At 36.9% G+C, this 18,012-nt stretch carries 10 protein-coding genes; all 10 read right to left on the bottom strand.

What is annotated here, in order from left to right; translation table 11 throughout:
- Nucleotides 1-6 precede the first annotated feature (6 nt).
- The 10 genes from CYTFE_RS0112280 to CYTFE_RS0112325 all read right to left on the bottom strand — a co-directional run bounded on the left by CYTFE_RS0112280 (nt 7) and on the right by CYTFE_RS0112325 (nt 17,997).
- Entirely contained in the window at nt 7-1,293 is a 1,287-nt protein-coding gene (locus CYTFE_RS0112280; protein ID WP_027472032.1) for an MFS transporter, read from the bottom strand.
- A 111-nt stretch (nt 1,294-1,404) separates the two neighbouring features.
- Complete coding sequence (locus CYTFE_RS0112285) at nt 1,405-1,779, bottom strand: cupin domain-containing protein (RefSeq protein WP_027472033.1); 375 nt, start codon at nt 1,777-1,779, stop codon at nt 1,405-1,407.
- Nucleotides 1,780-1,899: 120 nt separating this feature from the next.
- Nucleotides 1,900-4,197 carry a chondroitinase-B domain-containing protein gene (locus CYTFE_RS0112290; RefSeq protein WP_027472034.1) on the bottom strand — a complete coding sequence of 766 codons (2,298 nt, stop codon included), beginning with the start codon at nt 4,195-4,197 and terminating at the stop codon, nt 1,900-1,902.
- A 47-nt stretch (nt 4,198-4,244) separates the two neighbouring features.
- A complete protein-coding gene (locus CYTFE_RS0112295; RefSeq protein WP_027472035.1) occupies nt 4,245-6,470 on the bottom strand; it encodes a heparinase II/III domain-containing protein in 2,226 nt (741 codons plus the stop codon).
- A 99-nt stretch (nt 6,471-6,569) separates the two neighbouring features.
- On the bottom strand, nt 6,570-8,807 hold the full coding sequence (locus CYTFE_RS0112300; RefSeq protein WP_027472036.1) for a polysaccharide lyase 6 family protein: 2,238 nt from the start codon (nt 8,805-8,807) through the stop codon (nt 6,570-6,572).
- A gap of 185 nt (nt 8,808-8,992) precedes the next feature.
- Nucleotides 8,993-10,531: a RagB/SusD family nutrient uptake outer membrane protein gene (locus CYTFE_RS0112305; RefSeq protein ID WP_027472037.1), complete on the bottom strand. Its 1,539-nt coding sequence runs from the start codon at nt 10,529-10,531 to the stop codon at nt 8,993-8,995.
- A gap of 23 nt (nt 10,532-10,554) precedes the next feature.
- Nucleotides 10,555-13,599: a SusC/RagA family TonB-linked outer membrane protein gene (locus CYTFE_RS0112310; RefSeq protein WP_052343447.1), complete on the bottom strand. Its 3,045-nt coding sequence runs from the start codon at nt 13,597-13,599 to the stop codon at nt 10,555-10,557.
- Between the two features lie 196 nt (nt 13,600-13,795).
- Nucleotides 13,796-14,500, bottom strand: a complete 705-nt coding sequence (locus CYTFE_RS0112315) for a FadR/GntR family transcriptional regulator (RefSeq protein WP_027472039.1) — start codon at nt 14,498-14,500, stop codon at nt 13,796-13,798.
- 475 nt (nt 14,501-14,975) lie between these two features.
- On the bottom strand, nt 14,976-16,427 hold the full coding sequence (locus tag CYTFE_RS0112320; protein ID WP_162150089.1) for an IPT/TIG domain-containing protein: 1,452 nt from the start codon (nt 16,425-16,427) through the stop codon (nt 14,976-14,978).
- Nucleotides 16,428-16,446: 19 nt separating this feature from the next.
- Nucleotides 16,447-17,997: a RagB/SusD family nutrient uptake outer membrane protein gene (locus tag CYTFE_RS0112325; RefSeq protein WP_052343173.1), complete on the bottom strand. Its 1,551-nt coding sequence runs from the start codon at nt 17,995-17,997 to the stop codon at nt 16,447-16,449.
- Nucleotides 17,998-18,012 lie beyond the last annotated feature (15 nt).

Consider the following 18,012-nt stretch of genomic DNA (forward strand, 5'->3'; position numbering starts at 1 on the left):
ATTAAACTATTTTTCTACTGGTCCAATTTGGCGTGCAAAGAAGTAGATGGCACCAATACCAAGCGGAACAAATATAGCAATAGCAATAAAAATAGGAGTATAAGATATCTCTGCTATTATGGGCACCACTTTGTTCATAATTATTACAGAGAAAACCCCTACCATGCCACCTAATCCTGCCAATGAACCCACCGATTTACCACTAAAGAAATCACTGGGGAGAGTTTGAACATTACCGATTGAAAACTGGAAGCCAAACAGCACAAAGAAAACAATGGAAACAAATACAATGGGGGTATTTCCAAAAAGCACGGTGGCAACAAGTCCCAAAAACATAATAATACCTCCTATTAAAATGGTTACTTTACGCCCTTTGTTAATAGAATTTGATTTTGAAATAATACGTCCTGAAACCCATCCTCCGGCAATACTACCCAAGGCTGCCCCAACATAAGGAACCCAAGCAAACATACCCACTTGCTTTACATCAAAACCATACACATCAAACAAATAAATGGGCATCCATCCTACAAACAACCACCAAATTGGTTCCAGGAAAAAACGTCCAATAACGATGGCCCATGATTCTCTGAAGCTCAGAATCTCTCTTAAGCTTTTCCCCTTCGAATCACTGGTATCTTTCTGGTCTGCTTCGCTTTGTCCCTTTAAGATATAATCACGTTCCTCATCTGTCATCCAAGGATGCTTTTTAGGACCTGCTTTATTAATCAATAGCCAAGGTATGATCCATAAAATACCAAAAGAACCCACTACCATAAATGTAGTTCTCCATCCATAAGCCACAAACAAGGTTGCAATAAATATGGGCGCTATGACGGATCCAATGGAAGCACCTGCATTAAACAAACCCTGCGCAATGGCCCTCTCTTTTATTGGGAACCACTCTGCGTTACTTTTTACAGCTCCGGGCCAATTACCAGCTTCAGAAAACCCCAACAAACTGCGAAATATACTAATAGACAAAAAACCGCGTACTGTAGAATGCAAGAAAGAAGATAATCCCCATATTCCAATTGATAAGACATAACCTATTCGTGTTCCAACTTTATCAAATATCTTACCTGTGAACAACTGCCCTAAAGCGTAAAATACCATAAAAATATTTAATATATTTCCATAGTCATCCTTTGTCAAATCTAAAGACTGTGCAATGGAACCTTCTACATTTTCATTGCCCCACATAATAGAAAGAGCACTTCTATCTATATAGTTAATTACAGTAGCCAAAAAAATAAGCCCTATAATCACCCAACGTAATCCTTTAATTTTCATATAATTAAATTTTTATTCCATTTTATAATTTTGCAAAACCTGAATAACCATTGCAATTTCATTTCAAAAATGAGAATAACGCAGTATTTGGCGTTTTCTTGCAAGGACTAATTATTTTTTATTACCGAAATAGGACACTCCGCTACCATCAAGAAAATCTTCGCGTACTGGTGCAAATACATCGATCAGTATACCAGCTTCAAGACAAAGGGCTCCATGGATAAGATTGGGTTCAATATACACACCATCTCCTCCTTCCACTATTTTCTTTTCTCCATCAATATCAAATTCAAATTTACCACTTGCACAGTAGGTAGCCTGTGTATGAAAATGCTGATGCGGAGTTCCTTCGGCCCCTTTTTCAAATTTCACTTGAACCATCATAATTTGGTTATCCCAGCCTAAAAACTTACGGCTTACACCACCTCCTAGTTCTTCCCACTCCATACCGGCAGTGGTAATAAATTTTTCGCTTGATCGTTTCATAGTATTTACCTTTTAATTATATAAATTTTAATAAGTCATTCTTTACTCAATATGCAATGCCGTACCTCATCTTTTGTCGGCAAGCAAGTATGTTTGCCCCTCCTTAACAAAAACTTACTCCTAATACATTAACCGTTGCGCCAAGAATTCTTCTGTAATAATTTTAGAACTTCCTGCAATAACATTTCCGCTTTCTACATTATTCTTCTCTCCCCATAGTCTGGCTATCAAACCCGATTTAATGGACTTAAATGTATTATCGTTGATGGTCACATGAACGATTCCATGGGTTTTCAACAAAACCTCCTGACTTCCTCTTTTCCCTGCATTTTCAACGATATTACCTTTGAAAATAAAATTTCCGCCAACCGTTGACTCATCATAACCACCTCTATAATAATCCACAAAATCCTGTTGTATACCTGCTACCTGATTATTTTCTAAGATCACAAATTCAGCATTGTAATCTCCCTTGGCATCATCTTCTGAGTTTATTACAAACCCCCGAACCAGTTCATTCATCGATGAATTAACTACTTTTATTGTATCAGCAAAAGAACCTTTTATAGAATGGTATACAGACTTAAAATCTCTAATCTTGCAATCATCAATATATACATTGGATGCAATGGACATATTGCTTTTATCTGGGGCAATAAAATTTAAGGATGGATCTCCCTCCAAAGAAATATGTTGCATCAAGAAGTTTACATCTGGTCCTAATTCAAAAGCTGTTGCGTAATCCCCACCCACAAATTGAATAGTAGCAGCCTTATCTTTGGAGAGGGACTTAATACATACGCTTTTTTGAATTTTAACCAGCTCCTCTAATTTCAACAAATCAGTGGCAATAATGATTGTATCTCCGGCATTCATTTCTTTTAATGAAGCAATAAATTCGTCACTAGATTTTACACTTATACGCTTGTTATCAGGCTTATGCGCTTGCCAGGAAAACCAAGAAGGACCGTACATATTGAAATCAAACAAACTTGCTAATTCACCAACACTAGAAGAGATGGCACCAGCCTGATTGGGTTTTCTCTCATTCATGAAAATATCCTTTGTAATTTTATCAAAGTCAAATCCATCAAAAAGGGCTACATGATCCCCCATTGCAACCAATGGTATTTCCCATTGCTTATTAAGAACCTTCATTTCAGTTGAAATAAAACCTGCGGCTTTACTTTCTACCCCCTGAACATAATTATTTTGAAAATTAATATCTCCGGGCTTATCGTAATACTTAACGATTTCGGTTTTCACTGGATTACTGTTGTATATAATATTATTGGCAACAGTTGTTCTAATAGGCAAAGCCGATCTAATCTCAGTTTTTGGTAGAATACCTTGTTTTTTCACATTAGAACCCACACTAAACTGAAGAGGTGCGATACAATCAATCCAGCTATTATGCGCAATAACCACGTCAGTTACTTGATTATAACGATTTAAAGGTGATTTAGGAATACCATTCATCACTGCAACTGAACTTCGGAACTCGTTACCCTTTAATTTATAGAAATAGTTATTTGTTATCCAATGGCCGGTGTTAATAACCCTTATTCCTCCAATATTGTCTGAATTATCATCTCCAATAAACCAATTTGAGTCAATGGTTGCATAATTTCCATGTCTTAAAACCAAAGATCCCTCGCACTTATAAAAAACATTGTTACTAAAATTATTATAATTTGATTTACTAGAGATCACCTCAACCTCACCATTACAACTGTTCAAGAAATTATTCTTTACCTGAATAAAAGCCGGAACCATAGAGGTATAACTATCGCCAAGTTGCATGGTTTCTCCATGTGGCCCTCCTCTTCTAGGACGTGGTCCAAAATAATTATTAGCAATAACATGATAACAATTTGCATGCTCATTTCCTTTTAGTTCGACCCTAACGGTAGGCCCATCATTCGATTTTCCCGCTATATAACAAGACCTCAACTCATTACGCTGTCCCCAAAACTCAACCCAATGATCTTTCTTAGTCCTGTCGAGTTGGGTAAAATTATCCATCACGCACCCCACCACCTTACAATCATAGGCGGCATTTTCTTTATCATCTTTAAACAATACTACACTATTGATAGGGGTATATCCATTTCTAAAATACAGATCATGTACTTCTAAAAAATGCCCTGCAATTTTCAGGTACGATTGCCCTTCTATAAACACTTCTCCAGGAGTTTCGGCTCTTAAAATAATAGGACGACTGCGCTCTCCATTGGCTTTAAATTTGATCCCCACATCTTTCCAGACACCATTTTTCATAACTATAACATCACCCGGTTTCGATTCCTGGATGCTTTTAGCTAATTCTTCTGGGTTTGAAACCAATATTTCCTCCACATTATTTGCTGAGCATGAAACCAGCACTAACGAAATAACAAAAAATAATAAATTCTTCATGTATCTGTATTTTACCTTTGATAATCCTAAATTCTATAGCTATCTATTTAATTTTCGAACAAGAAAAAAGGTCCCTTCCAAGAATATTGTTTGCCCGCAATATTAGTTGAATGTTCCTCGGAAGGGTCACTTTTTGCATTGGCAATTGCCAATACTATGGAACTTGTTTTAACTGTTTTTATCTCTATAATCGTGTAATCTTGGTTGTTCAATAAAGTATGGACACTTTTAACACTTCCTTGTTGACTTTCTACCACCTCCGTATTAAAATTCTTATTTCCATGAATCTCTATCACATTCACAAAGCAGGTAGCCGCTGAATTTTCTCGACGAAACATAAAGCCGGGTTCGTTTCTCAATGAAAAATCAGGATCATTGGCTCCTATCCTCGTAAAAAATATGGCATCATCCGGCATTGCCTCACTAGTCATCGTGTAGAAACGTCCATTATTGTACCATACCGATTGAAAATTTTCCACTGAAGGTTTCCCTTCAGCCTCTTTCCAAAGATGCTGATAGCCAAAATCCTTCCCCATGGTTCCGCGTTGATCCGTATAACTTAAATAATCTGCATTGGTATATAACAACTGACCCTTATAATAAAAAGGCAGGTCATAGCTATGCTTTTCATCATCCTCTATTCTAAACACATCAATGACGAAGGAGGACGAGTTATGTTTATTATCTTTAATGAGGGCAACGGTTCTCTGTGCCTTAGCACTTCCATAGGCATGATTTTCCTTGGCACTCATAATCGATATGTGGTCATTACCAGCATTAAAAAACCAACGCTGCGCAGCTGTTTTTTCAGCCTTTTTTAAATCACCTCCAAACTGACTCATTTGATCCATCACCAAGGTATTGTGCGCCACTGTTTGTTTGGCCCACGAACTATTTTCGGGCAAATACCTGCCTCCATTTTTATAGACCACGTTTACATATCTTGCCGCACCATAATCCGAAAGTATTTCATTTCCATTATCATACAACATAATACCCAATCGATCATAATGTCCATGTCCCATTCCTTGCGATGCATATTTCATTGTAACACAAGGTGCATTTTTATACGGATTCCCTCTTAAAATACCAACCGCACCTTGCATACCATCTGCTCCATCTCTCAGTTCCATCGACAACCACTGAAATGGTTTAGCTTGCCCCTTAGCAATATCTTGGGCCACTTTTAAGCCCGCTGGAGAAATCACTACTTCTCCCTGTTCTTTTACAATACTTAAAAGCTCCTTGGACTCCGGAAAAGCGTTGTAAACAATGTCTACCGCATTAACAAGTTCAGGTGCATTGTAACTCATATACTTTAGCGCATCATTAAACGGAAAAAACTTTCCATCCGTATTGGTCATCTGAAGCGTCGCCAATACAGCTTTTTTAAGAATCTGGTTCCGATATTCAAAGATTTTATATTCTGGATTATTATTTTCTATTGCTTGTGAAAACAACATATAAGGTAATAAAGCATAACGCTGATAATAAGGCCCCTCTGTATAATATCCATCTGGAGAAAAAAGCAGATCCAGTTGTGCATAAAACCCCTGTGGTTTCCCATCATAAGACTCGGTTTTTACTCCATACAAGGCGCGCTGCACCAACTCATCCTCATCCATGGCATAGCCTACCATACCTACTGCTGCCGCAGCCCATACACCGTGGTTATGAACACGGTTAAACACATGAGTAGACTTAATAGATAAAAAATCGGCATAAGGAATTAACAGCTGGCTTTCAATAACTTGACGATCATCCACCGTCAGATAATTTTTAATACAATCATACGCCTGTGAGGTATAAACCAACCAAACCGCATCGTTTAACTGCTGCCAAAAGATACGTCCGGGCGCATAGGATTTATTCACCGGATGATCTCCCAATGTAGGATACATCTCAGCATACTTTAACAACATATTTTTTACAAACTCCGCATATCGCTCTTCACCGGTAAGCTGCCAAAGAACACCCGCTCCATACATAGTGGTATAATTCTGCTTATGCCTATTATGTGTATAGCCACCAGCTGGATCCTTAGGTACAGGAACCTGGATTCCCAATTCCATATCGCCCTCGGTTTCAGCCTTTAGTAACTCAACCGACTTATCCAAGAGCGGCAGTCTGCCTAATTCTTTTTTGATACTACTTACGCCTTGTGCTGTTAAAACAACATGAGGATTCATTTCTCCAGTTTGATTTGGAGCACAAAAGCTTAGAATAACACCCAAGGTGACAATCCCAATGATATTTAATACTTTTTGTTTCATTAGATGATTCGTTTTGATGCATTTTTTAATTCATAGAAATTGCGTGTAAATTTTACTTTTCGTTCAGCCTTAAACAACCACACTTATCGCAAAACAGTGTTACAGTTCAACTCCGTTTACCATTACATTGGAAGCTGTAAAGGACTTATTATTGTATTTTATTCCCTTTGAATCTATCATATTAATATCACTTAAACTTGTAATAGGTTCTCCATTGCTCATATGTAAATTCAGATAACCACAATGCTCCATTTTCAGTTTCGAAATATGATTCACCTGAACACCATGGGTATAAATGGCCCAAATAGTATTATCCCCGTCTCCGTTAGCCACATTGGTTAATGTACATGTCTCCATATGTAAAGACGGCCCAAAGGTACTCTCATCGGTTCCTCCACGGTATAAATGCACCAATGCTCCCTGAATATCTTTAAATTCCGAATGCTCAATAATCACATATTCTGCATTGTAAATACCGCGGTCATCATTTTCTTTGTCCAACAACATAATGTTTCCACTTATATTAGAAAACTGACAATTGCGAATAAGAATTGAATCGGCCATGGTGTTTTTATATATTTTAAAAAAGTCGAAGGACTGCTCAACATCCAGGTTACTCACCCGACAGTCTTCTACCCGTAACTTATAATTACAATTCATCGAACGATCACTGGTGCTAATAATACTGTTTCCCGGATGATTCGGACCTTCATTTCCGTTAATTTCTATCCCCTTAAGTTTTAAACTTCCTCCATTACTTAGCACAAACATATGAGCCGAATTGGATTTAATCACGGGTTTAATATCTTCATTCGCACTAATTATGGTAAGTGGATGATCAATTATCATACTCTTATTCATCAAATAGTCACCAGACTCTGACAAACTCAAAATATCTCCTTTATGGCTTGATGCGATAGCTTCAAATAAGGTATTCTGTCCCGGCTTAACCGCTATCGTTCTTCCGGTGTCAAACTGCATCGCTTTAGCTTTCTTCGGATACCAATTCACACCAGTATTGTCAGCACAAACAGCCGGCTTAGCCAAAGAACAACCCAGTCCTTCATCCGTTTGAGGCATCTTAAATCCGAATTCATTTTCAACCACTTTCAGCTTTATAGCCTGTAATTTGTTATTGATATTTTCAATATTATCACCTATTACGTTATTTTTAAAGGTAATACCAGATATATCGTCATACACAGTAAAAATAGCATTACGACTATCATGGTAAAACACATTGCTCACAATCGTTGTGTTAATCGGTATAGCAGAACGCTCTTCATCACTACCTGCGCACAGTTGAATATGATCGCAGTTCACAAAGGTATTATTCGCAAACACCCCCCCATCTACCTGGTGATAACGATTAATGACCGAATTAGGAACGCCGTTCATAATAACTAAAGCACCTCTAAAACGATATCCCTTTAAATCACTGAAATAATTATTAATCGCCTTATTTCTTTTATTGATGATTCTTATTCCACCTGTATAATCTTTATTATTACCTATGAAAAAATTTCCTTCTGCTATATTATCATTTCCATGCCGATAGGTGAGTGTTCCCTTACATTCATAGAAAGTATTGTCTAGAAATTTATTTCCACACGATTTGTTTGATATGATCTCATGTTCACCATCGCAACTTTCAAAATAATTACTATCTACTTGAGTTCCACATGTAGAAAGAGAATAGCGAGAAGTACCCAAGCGTAAGGTTTCTCCACCATTAGCACCTAAATTTTGTCTGTAACCAAAATAATTATGGTCGATACGATGGTTATTTTCCAGACAATCCTCATCAATCATACGCACCGCCATGGTTACACCTCTATTTCGTTTATCAACCAGGTAACAATGATCTACCCTATTATTCTTGCCATATAATGAGATCCAGTATGACAACTTCATTCTTTCTGCAGGATTATAATTATCAATCACGCATTCAGTAAGACGACAGTGATTAGCATACTCACCTTTTTTCTTTTTAAATGAGATAACCTCACCCACAGGCGAATAACCATTGGTAAACACCAACCCCTCTACTATCAGATATTCACCACTTATCACAAGACGTGATTGCCCCTCCAATGTCACCTTAGCCTTCTGTTCTACAGTAAGTTTAATCGGTTTATCAGCAGTCCCTTTAGCATCAAACATAAGTTCAGCATTGCTCCATATACCATTAGATAGCTGAATAATATCCCCAGGCAAAGCCATTTTAACTGCATGATTAAATTCTTCAACATTTGCTACTTTAATTACTCCTGAATTTACACAAGAATAAAGCAATGTCAAAACCACACACACCAATATTTTATATAATGAAGTCATTTCAATTCATAATAATATACAGGTATAATTACCTAATAACAAGAAGAATAGTAACCCACCTCAACGTGCCCTAATCATTTCGGCGGGTTACTCTTACTTCCAAAAAAACTACAAAACTCAATTTTAATAATAGCTACAGGTCATTGACCCTTAGCGGCTGGATAATGCCAACCATCATTTTATTTTTACAAATTAGGGTTCCTATCCAATTCTTCCTCAGGTATTGGTGTATAATAATCAATCGATCCATCCCAGTTGGGCTTTTCACCCTCATAGCCAGAAGCACTAAAAACGACATCACCCAATTGTCTTCTTTTAATATCATACCATCTCTTACCTTCAAAGGCCAGTTCTATTCTACGTTCCTCCAGCACATCTTCCACAGTCACGGTACCACTAAGGTCAGCAGGCACTGCACTAGCGGGAATTGTTTCTTCCACATAACCTCCATTGGTTGATTGTCCACCCATTCTTGCTCTTTCTCTTACCCGATTAATATAAGTAAGCGCTGAGGCATTATCCCCCAATTCCACAGCTGCTTCTGCCGCAATTAGCAACACTTCAGCATAACGTATCATTGAATAATTATGGCTTGTGGCCCTTTTATTACTTTTAGCATACGGTCCTGGATATCGGGTATACTTGGCAATATATGGCATATTACCAGCATGTTCATGACCACTAATGTCAAACCGTGTATAATCAACAGTTACACCGCCGATAGTTGCTTCTGTTTGAAAACTAACACGCGTTCTGTAATCATCCGGATCAAACGATTCATACACAGCCATGGTAGGCACAGCCACAGACCAACCTTGGTCATCATCATCTCCCCGTATCCCTGTCATGGGAGCTGTTTGGTCGTAGGCATTATCATCTGCCTCAACATTATTATAATCCAATGCAAAAATAGGTTCTCTAGAAGCATCTATTTTATTGGCATTAAATAGAGTCTGAAAATCATCATCCAGTTCCAACTCATAAACACCTACATTATCTATCACTTCTTTGGCTTCATCAAATGCCATTTGCCAATACTCACTTCCTGCATCATTTCCTGCCATGGTTAAATATACCAAAGCTAAATAAGAACTAGCTGCAGCTTTCGATGGTATTGATCTAGACTCTACTGTATTGGGCAACCAAGTTTTGGCATACTTCAGGTCGGCAATAATATTTTGGTACACATCGGCCTCTGTGGTGATACCAATGGAACGATATGATTCCGCTTCCTCGCCCGGAATAACCTCAGTTATATAAGGGATATCCCCAAATAATCTCACCAAATGAAAATAATAAAAAGCTCTTGCAAAATAAGCTTGTGCAGTAACCGGATTTTTAACTTCGTCATCGGCCTCCACTTCTTCAGCCCCTGCAATGGCATTGTTAGCAGCCGTAATTCCCAGATAAATTCTCACCCAAGGGTCATACACCATTTCATTATTACCAGTAATAGTATGTTCATTCATTTCCACCCTGTGTGTTTGAGAAGACTGTAGGTTCACCATATCAGAACGTAGCATCAATGCAATGGAAAGCTTCCTTCCCCATATCTCTTCGTTAATTGCATGAGTTAAAGAACCATTCACAGCCGTTTGAATATCATCTACAGAGGTAAAAAAACCATCTGGAGACAATACACCCACGGGCTCTTCTTCCAAATCTGAGCATCCCATTATTGATAATCCCATCAACAATATGAATAAATATTTAAATTCTTTCATTGTATATGCTATTTAAGAAATTTTTAAAAAGTTAAATTAAGACTAAAGCTGACAGACCTTACAGTGGGGTAGTTTCCGAAGTCAAAGCCACGAACAGTATTGCTCGATGTGTCATTATCTCCATCTGAACCAAAATAATTCACTTCAGGATCCAAACCAGAGTAATCAGTAATGGTTAACAAGTTTTGTGCACTCACTGATAATCTAACTCTTTCTGCACCAATTTTTGCTGCATAACTAGAAGGCAAATTATAGCCCAAGGCCACATTTTTTAGTCGTATATAACTTCCATCTTCTACAAATCTAGAAGACATCTCTCTGAAACTATTATTTCCAACACGGGGTTGATCTGTATTTGTATTGTTAGATGTCCAGGCTTTCTCAAAATATTCCTGGGTAGTATTAGCATCTCCATTATACAACTGTACATTGGTCATATTAAAAATCTCGCCACCCTGTGAGCCTTGAAAAAAGATACTTAAATCAAAGTTTTTATAAGTAAAATTATTGGTGATTCCCCAAGTAAAATCGGGGTTTGGATTACCAATGATTGTTTTATCACTTTCCCCAATATCTCCACTTCCATCCAAATCCATAAAAAGAGGATCTCCGGCAACTCCATCAGTTAGAGTAGCCGTACCTTCTGGCATCGCACCTCCCTGATAAACACCGGCATAATCATATCCCCAAAAAAGACCTACTTCTTCACCCTCTCTCAAGATATATGTATTACTCACACTAAAATAACTAGGTGCACCATTACCAAAATAATCGGCACCATTCACCAAGGTAACTACAGAATTTTTATTCTTTGAGAAAACAAAATCTGTAGTCCACAAAAAGTTCTCTTTGGTAATATTCCTAGTATTCAAAGAAATTTCAATTCCTTCATTATTTACCTCTCCCACATTGGTTAGTATTTCGGGATTATAATATCCAAAATACCAAGGAATACTATTATCGGCCATTATAAGGTCCTTGGTGTCAATATTATAATAATCCAACGAGAGAGAAATTTTATTATTCAACAAGCCCAGGTCCACCCCGAAATTTGTTTGATAAGAAGATTCCCATTTCAGATCAGGATTGGCAGGTTGATTTGGTGTAACAGCAGCCACTGATTGACCATTACTAGAGCCATAGATACTAGCATAACTAGCTAATGATTGGTAAGGATCAATAGAAGGGTTACCAGTAACACCATAACTGGCTCTCAACTTCAAATTTGAAATTTTTTCAACGCCTTGTAAAAAGTTTTCATTGGACACTTTCCATCCAATAGCTGCGGAAGGAAAAATAGCATATTTATGATTTTCCGCAAAGTTAGAAGCACCATCACGTCGCACCGTGGCTGTAATTAAATATTTATCATCCCAGTCGTAATTCACCCTACCAAATTGTGATTGAATTTCCGTTTCGTTCAAATAAATATCTCCATCAGTACCATTAATAAGATTTGTAGCCGTATACAAGCCGTAATAAGAAAAAGCATCCGCGATGGTTCCTGTACCTTCACTAAAAAATCCTTTTTCGGTTGTTTTTTGGTAAGAATAACCTGCCAATAAAGTAAAATCACCTTTTCCTATTTCTCTATTATAGGTTAAGTAACTCTCACTCAATACATCTTTACTTTTATCTTCCGAAATAATCGCTCTTCCTTGCGTATTACCCCCTGCTGTAACTTGCAATGTGCGAGGCATGTAAATACCTCTAAATTCATTTTCAGTACTTATTCCAAAAGTGGTTTTAAAAGTAAGACCTTCAAAAACTTCATAATTAGCATAAAAATTTGCCCTAAAATTTTCTATTTCGGTATCATCATCTCTTTGAGTGGCTACTGCATATGGGTTATCAACCTCATCCCCGATTTTATCATTGGTTGTAAAGCTACCGTCGTCATTATATACTCCTTTATCCGGAGCAAAGCGCATCGCCAAAGAAACCACATCATCACTACCCACTGTTACAGAACCATCCGATTGAGTAGTAACACCATCTTTATTACTTAAACCACCCGTTAAGTTAAGTCCTAACTTTAATTTATCATTTATTTGGGCATTTAAATTTGTTAAAAAGGATGCTCTTTCATACCCTGAGTTCACCAAGATTCCTTCTTGTTTAAAGTAAGTACCCGAAGCATAATAATTCACCTTATCAGATCCTCCAGAAAAAGACAATTGATAATTCTGTGTACTACCTGTTCTATAAATTAAATCCTGCCAATCAGTATCATAAGGTCCCTGCGCATAGGCTGTTGAATTACCTTGGTTAATCCGTATTTGATTTTGATAATCTGCAAAATCATCCGCATTAAGCAAATCCAATTTATTGGCAGTAGTTTGTGCAGAATAAGTAGCGTTAAAGTCAACATTCAACTTACCACTTTTTCCTTTTTTTGTTGTTACTAAAATAACACCATTGGATCCCCTGGAACCATAAATAGCTGTAGCCGATGCATCTTTTAATATTTGCATTGATTCTACGTCGGCTGCCTGTGGCATATTTGCTCCAACAAAACCATCCACCACTATAAGTGGGTCACTACTGGCATTGATAGAGGTATTGCCTCGAATAGTAATACTAATGGGAGCTCCAGGCTCACCTCCATTGTTGGATTGAATATCCACACCAGCAGCTCGTCCCTGTACAGCCTGCATGGCATCTAATACTGGAAATGCTGTTAACTCACTGGATTTAACGGAAGATACAGACCCTGTAACATCACTTTTTTTACGTGCTCCATACCCCACAACAACCACCTCGTCCAAATCGGCAGCGTCTATTTCTAATACTACATTGATCGATTTTGCATCCCCTACGGTAACTTCCTGAGAAGTATAACCTATAAATGAGAAAATAAGTACGGCATTATCGCCTTGGACACTTAGTGAGTAGTTACCGCTAACATCGGTAATGGTTCCGTTTGTAGTTCCTTTTTCAACCACATTAACACCAATAAGAGGTGATCCGTCACTGGCATCTGTCACTGTACCTGTTAGTGTTTGTGCAAGTACTTGCGTGAACAACCCGGCACATAAAAATAATGTAAATAGGATTTTTCGCTTCATTTCATTAGAAATTATAACAATTAGATTTTTAATTAGATCTGCAAAAACAATACACATTCCCTCGTTAGCCCCTCATACCTTGTGCAAAAATATAAGAACCTTAAATTCAAGAATTTGTATTGAAGCTGTTTATAGTAGTGCGCTTAAGCGCAGTATTGGTAGTATGCTACTTTCATTATTTCACTCATTTAAAAGATCAAATATTTCTACTAAAATTTACCACATCATGTAGATGCTCCATCAAATGTTCTTCTGCCTTATTTCCATTTTTATTGACAATCTCCTGCAAAATAGCCTCATGCTCATTGATACGCTTTAACTTACGTTCATCATCACAAACTTTTTCTGTTATATAAACGTTCATTATATCCGGAAGAATAATGAGTAACATAGTCTTTATCACCGAATTATGACATGCCTCTGCAATACGTAGATGAAAAATAAAATCCTCATTCTCTGATGGTAATCCCAATTCACTTTTTGAATTATACTCATCCAGTGCTTTCTGGATAGCAATAATATCTTCATCTGTTCTACGAATAGCAGCTTGCTGAACAGAAAACCGCTCCATCATCACACGTGTTTCGATCAATGAAAAGATATCCGGTTTATCAATTTTCATAATATTAGAAAACAAACCTTCCATAGCAGCAATATCAACACCCGTAACAACAACTCCACTTTGAGGTAAAGTACCTAGAATACCAACATACTCAAGTTTTTTTATGGCCTCCCGAATGTGGGCTCTTCCTATCCCCAACTTCTCTGATAATTTTCTTTCCGAAGGTAACTTATCGCCAGGTTTAAGATAGCCAGACACAATCAATCCCCGAATCTGTATAATTATCTTATCTACCGTCGATTCTACCTCAATCGCCTTAAAATTATCCAATAACTCCATTCTCTATTTTTTATACTTGCTCTATATATGTAAATTAACACCTATCAACTATTTTGTCAAGCTTACAAACTAATCATTGACATACCATCGTTTGGTAGACCAATTTACAAATATTTTATTAATTAACAAATTTTAATGACTCTTTTTACACATACATTCGTTACAACAAACACAGTAAATATCTATATATCTGGGAGTAGAAAGCAATTATAACACAAGAGAACATAAGAGAACAAAGAAAAGCAGAAGCGTTTAAGCCATTGGTTGACCAATTATACTTTTAGAAAAAATGATTTTCTTTCACAAAGAATAAAAGCAAAAACATCTATACTATTTGAATAATAAAAGAGCTCATTCAATAAATCTGCCCTTAGATTCTGATAAAAGAAGCTAAGGACAGATCATTTACATTTAAATTAATTCTTTCAGGAACCAGTTATTCAATAATGTAATAAAAATAACCTGGTAGCTGATTCTATTTTTGGAAATAGTAATTAAACTTGATATAAGAACCATCACCACTGGCCTGTCCAATATTTTCGGGTGCATCAGCGTAGGTTTCAACAATTTCCATAAAACCATATTTGATAGTACCATTCCAGTCTTGTTTTATAATAATAACATCGCCTGGAACAAATTCATCCTCATCATCCGTACCTGAAGTATAGATTTTCAAATCACTGGTATTGGCTCCAAAATCAGCAACCACATCAGCATTAATATCAGTCAGCGTTTTATTTTTTACCGCATCAATATATTCTTTCTGTACTTCAATAGATTCATCCAACACTCCAAACTTCGATACTTTTACACTATTGGCTCCTGGAAGTTTTTCACCCGAGTCATTACACTTGTAGTTCTTAACCACACCACTTGCATTACCCGATTGTCTTAACTGTAAATACCCACTTTTGGAGCTATAGGCCATCACTGAGATATTTTCAACTAAAATACTCCAATCAGTACAAGCATCATAAACCAAACCAGTATTAAAATCAAGAAAATACTCACCATCAGCACCCCGAGGGTTCAATTTAATACCTGAATAATAATTAACAGTAGGTACCACCACTTCGAAAGATTCACTCAACATCTCTTCTTGCGTACCCCCAAAATAACTCGCTTTAACAGTCACCTCACTAGCGCTTACTGAAAACAAATCTTCACCCAATATTACCACAAGTTCAGTTCCATCATCATTCACCGTAAATGAAGCCGACTGACCATTAAATAACATTTCATCAATCAAGGTTAAATTTTCACCCTCAAACACTATTTCACTACCTGTAACTCCCTGATTAGGAATCACACTAAAAGATGGCAAAATACGATACAAAGATATTTTTCCTATTGACTGAACCTGTTCAAGAATTCCATTATTGTTGTATGAAAGAGACACATTTGCAGGTTCTTCATCCTCTTCAAAAAATGGGACCTCTACCAGGAAAAAATCATCAGTTTTTTCGACAATATTTGCCTTTGAAGATCCAAAATACACATCATAAACAACCTCCAAATTATCTCCTTCTATTTTAAACACACTGTTTGGAAGTACCTGTTGATCTGTAAAATCAGCAATAGTAGGCACAGCATATACCACTGTAAATTCACTTGCAGAGCTTACTGACCCCACTGTATTACTGACTGTAATATAACCAGAGACAGAACCTTTTTCAAGTTTTGCCACCACCTCGTTATTACTGATTCGATATTTAATTGTAGCAAGACTATCACCAAAATAGATCATATTCGCACTACCCAAGTGATCCCCTTTAATCGTAATTTCATCCCCATAAGAACCAGAAGTAGGCTCAAAACTCTCTATTACGGGATTCGCCTCTTCAATTGCATCATATACTAATTCCTCATCACACCCGTAGTTAAATGCGATCAATAGCGTCAATATCAATAAACTAACATTTTTCATAGTTTCCATTTTTTGCACATTAATAACCTGGATTTTGCGTTGCATTAGTAGCTACAGTAATTACACTGTTAGGTATAGGCAGTAAAAATTGCCATTCCTGTAGCGTTCTTCCATCCTCGCTTAAATAACTCATATCACTGGCCACACCAGCATAATATAATTCAGAATCCACAGCTCCTTCTTCAGATATAGTATTTATAATGATTTCATCATTAAAATGAGCTTCCATCACCGCAGTCAATCTATTGGTTCTCAATAGGTCATAAAAACGGTGGTTTTCAAAGGCAAACTCCAACCTTCTTTCCTTTTCAATGGCTAATTTCATATCCCATTGAGTAGGCACATCTAACACTTCAATAGAATCAAGATCCACCCTATTTCTCACTTCATTTACATATGGCAAGGCATCCGCAACACTTGAAGTTTCGTTTTCTATTTCAGCCAACATCAACAAAACATCGGCATAACGAAGAACAATCCAATCATTTTCAGCATCTAATTCATTTTCAAATTCAGATAAGTATTTACTAACAAAAGGAACGAAGTTCTCGTTACCACTATCATCCACCCAACGATCATACATTACTACATCCTTACGAATCACATCACCTTCTGCATCATAAGCTTCAATCAGGTCATTAGATGGCGTATTGTAACTATAAGACCTTCCTGACACCAAACTACCATCACGCGGCGCAAAATAATTTGCAAAAGGAGAACCTTGACCATACCCTCCTGACAAATAACGAATTGCAAATATAATCTCTTCATTCATCTCATTATTCACATCAAACACATCCTCATATTCTCCAAGCAATGCATATCCACTATTATCTTTTACATCCGTCAATAAAGTTTTCGCACTAGAATATTCTTCTAATGTTAAATAAACTTTAGCTAACAAGGTTTTTGCAGCCCAGGATGTAGCACGTCCCAAATCGGCATCATCATACGAATCAGGAAGTAAACCTGTAGATCCAGATTCTCCACCTGCCATCACCAAGTCACTTTTGATAACCTCGTAGACATCCTGAACAGAGCTTCTTGAGAGATTATTTCCTTCATCAATACTGAGTCTTTCTGTAACTAAAAAAACAGGACCATACAAACGAACTAAATTAAAATAGATATAAGCCCTGATAAATCGCACTTCTCCTTCCAATTGATTCTTTAAATTAGCATCAGAAACAACACCTATATTTTCAAGCACTACATTACAATTATTGATCGCCTTATAAGCAGCCTCCCAATATGCTTGATTTTCGGCATGTGTTGTTTCTACCGTAAAATTATCCAGCTGTCTCAAACGAACATTTACAGCATCTCCCGTATTTTTAATATACAAACGCGCATTATCTGAACGCACCTCTGTCAAACGCCATTCTTCATTTGACAGACTTCTCAAACTGCTATAACAAGCAATCGTAGCCATTTCAAGTTCCTCATCGTTACTATAGAAGCTTCCTTCCCCCAACTGATCAATAGGATCCATATCTAAATAATCTTCACAAGAAGAGAATACCCAAATAGCCAATAGCATTAAAGCAAAATTTATATATTTTTTCATCATCTATTTGATTTTGAT

Source organism: Saccharicrinis fermentans DSM 9555 = JCM 21142 (assembly GCF_000517085.1).
GTDB lineage: Bacteria > Bacteroidota > Bacteroidia > Bacteroidales > Marinilabiliaceae > Saccharicrinis > Saccharicrinis fermentans.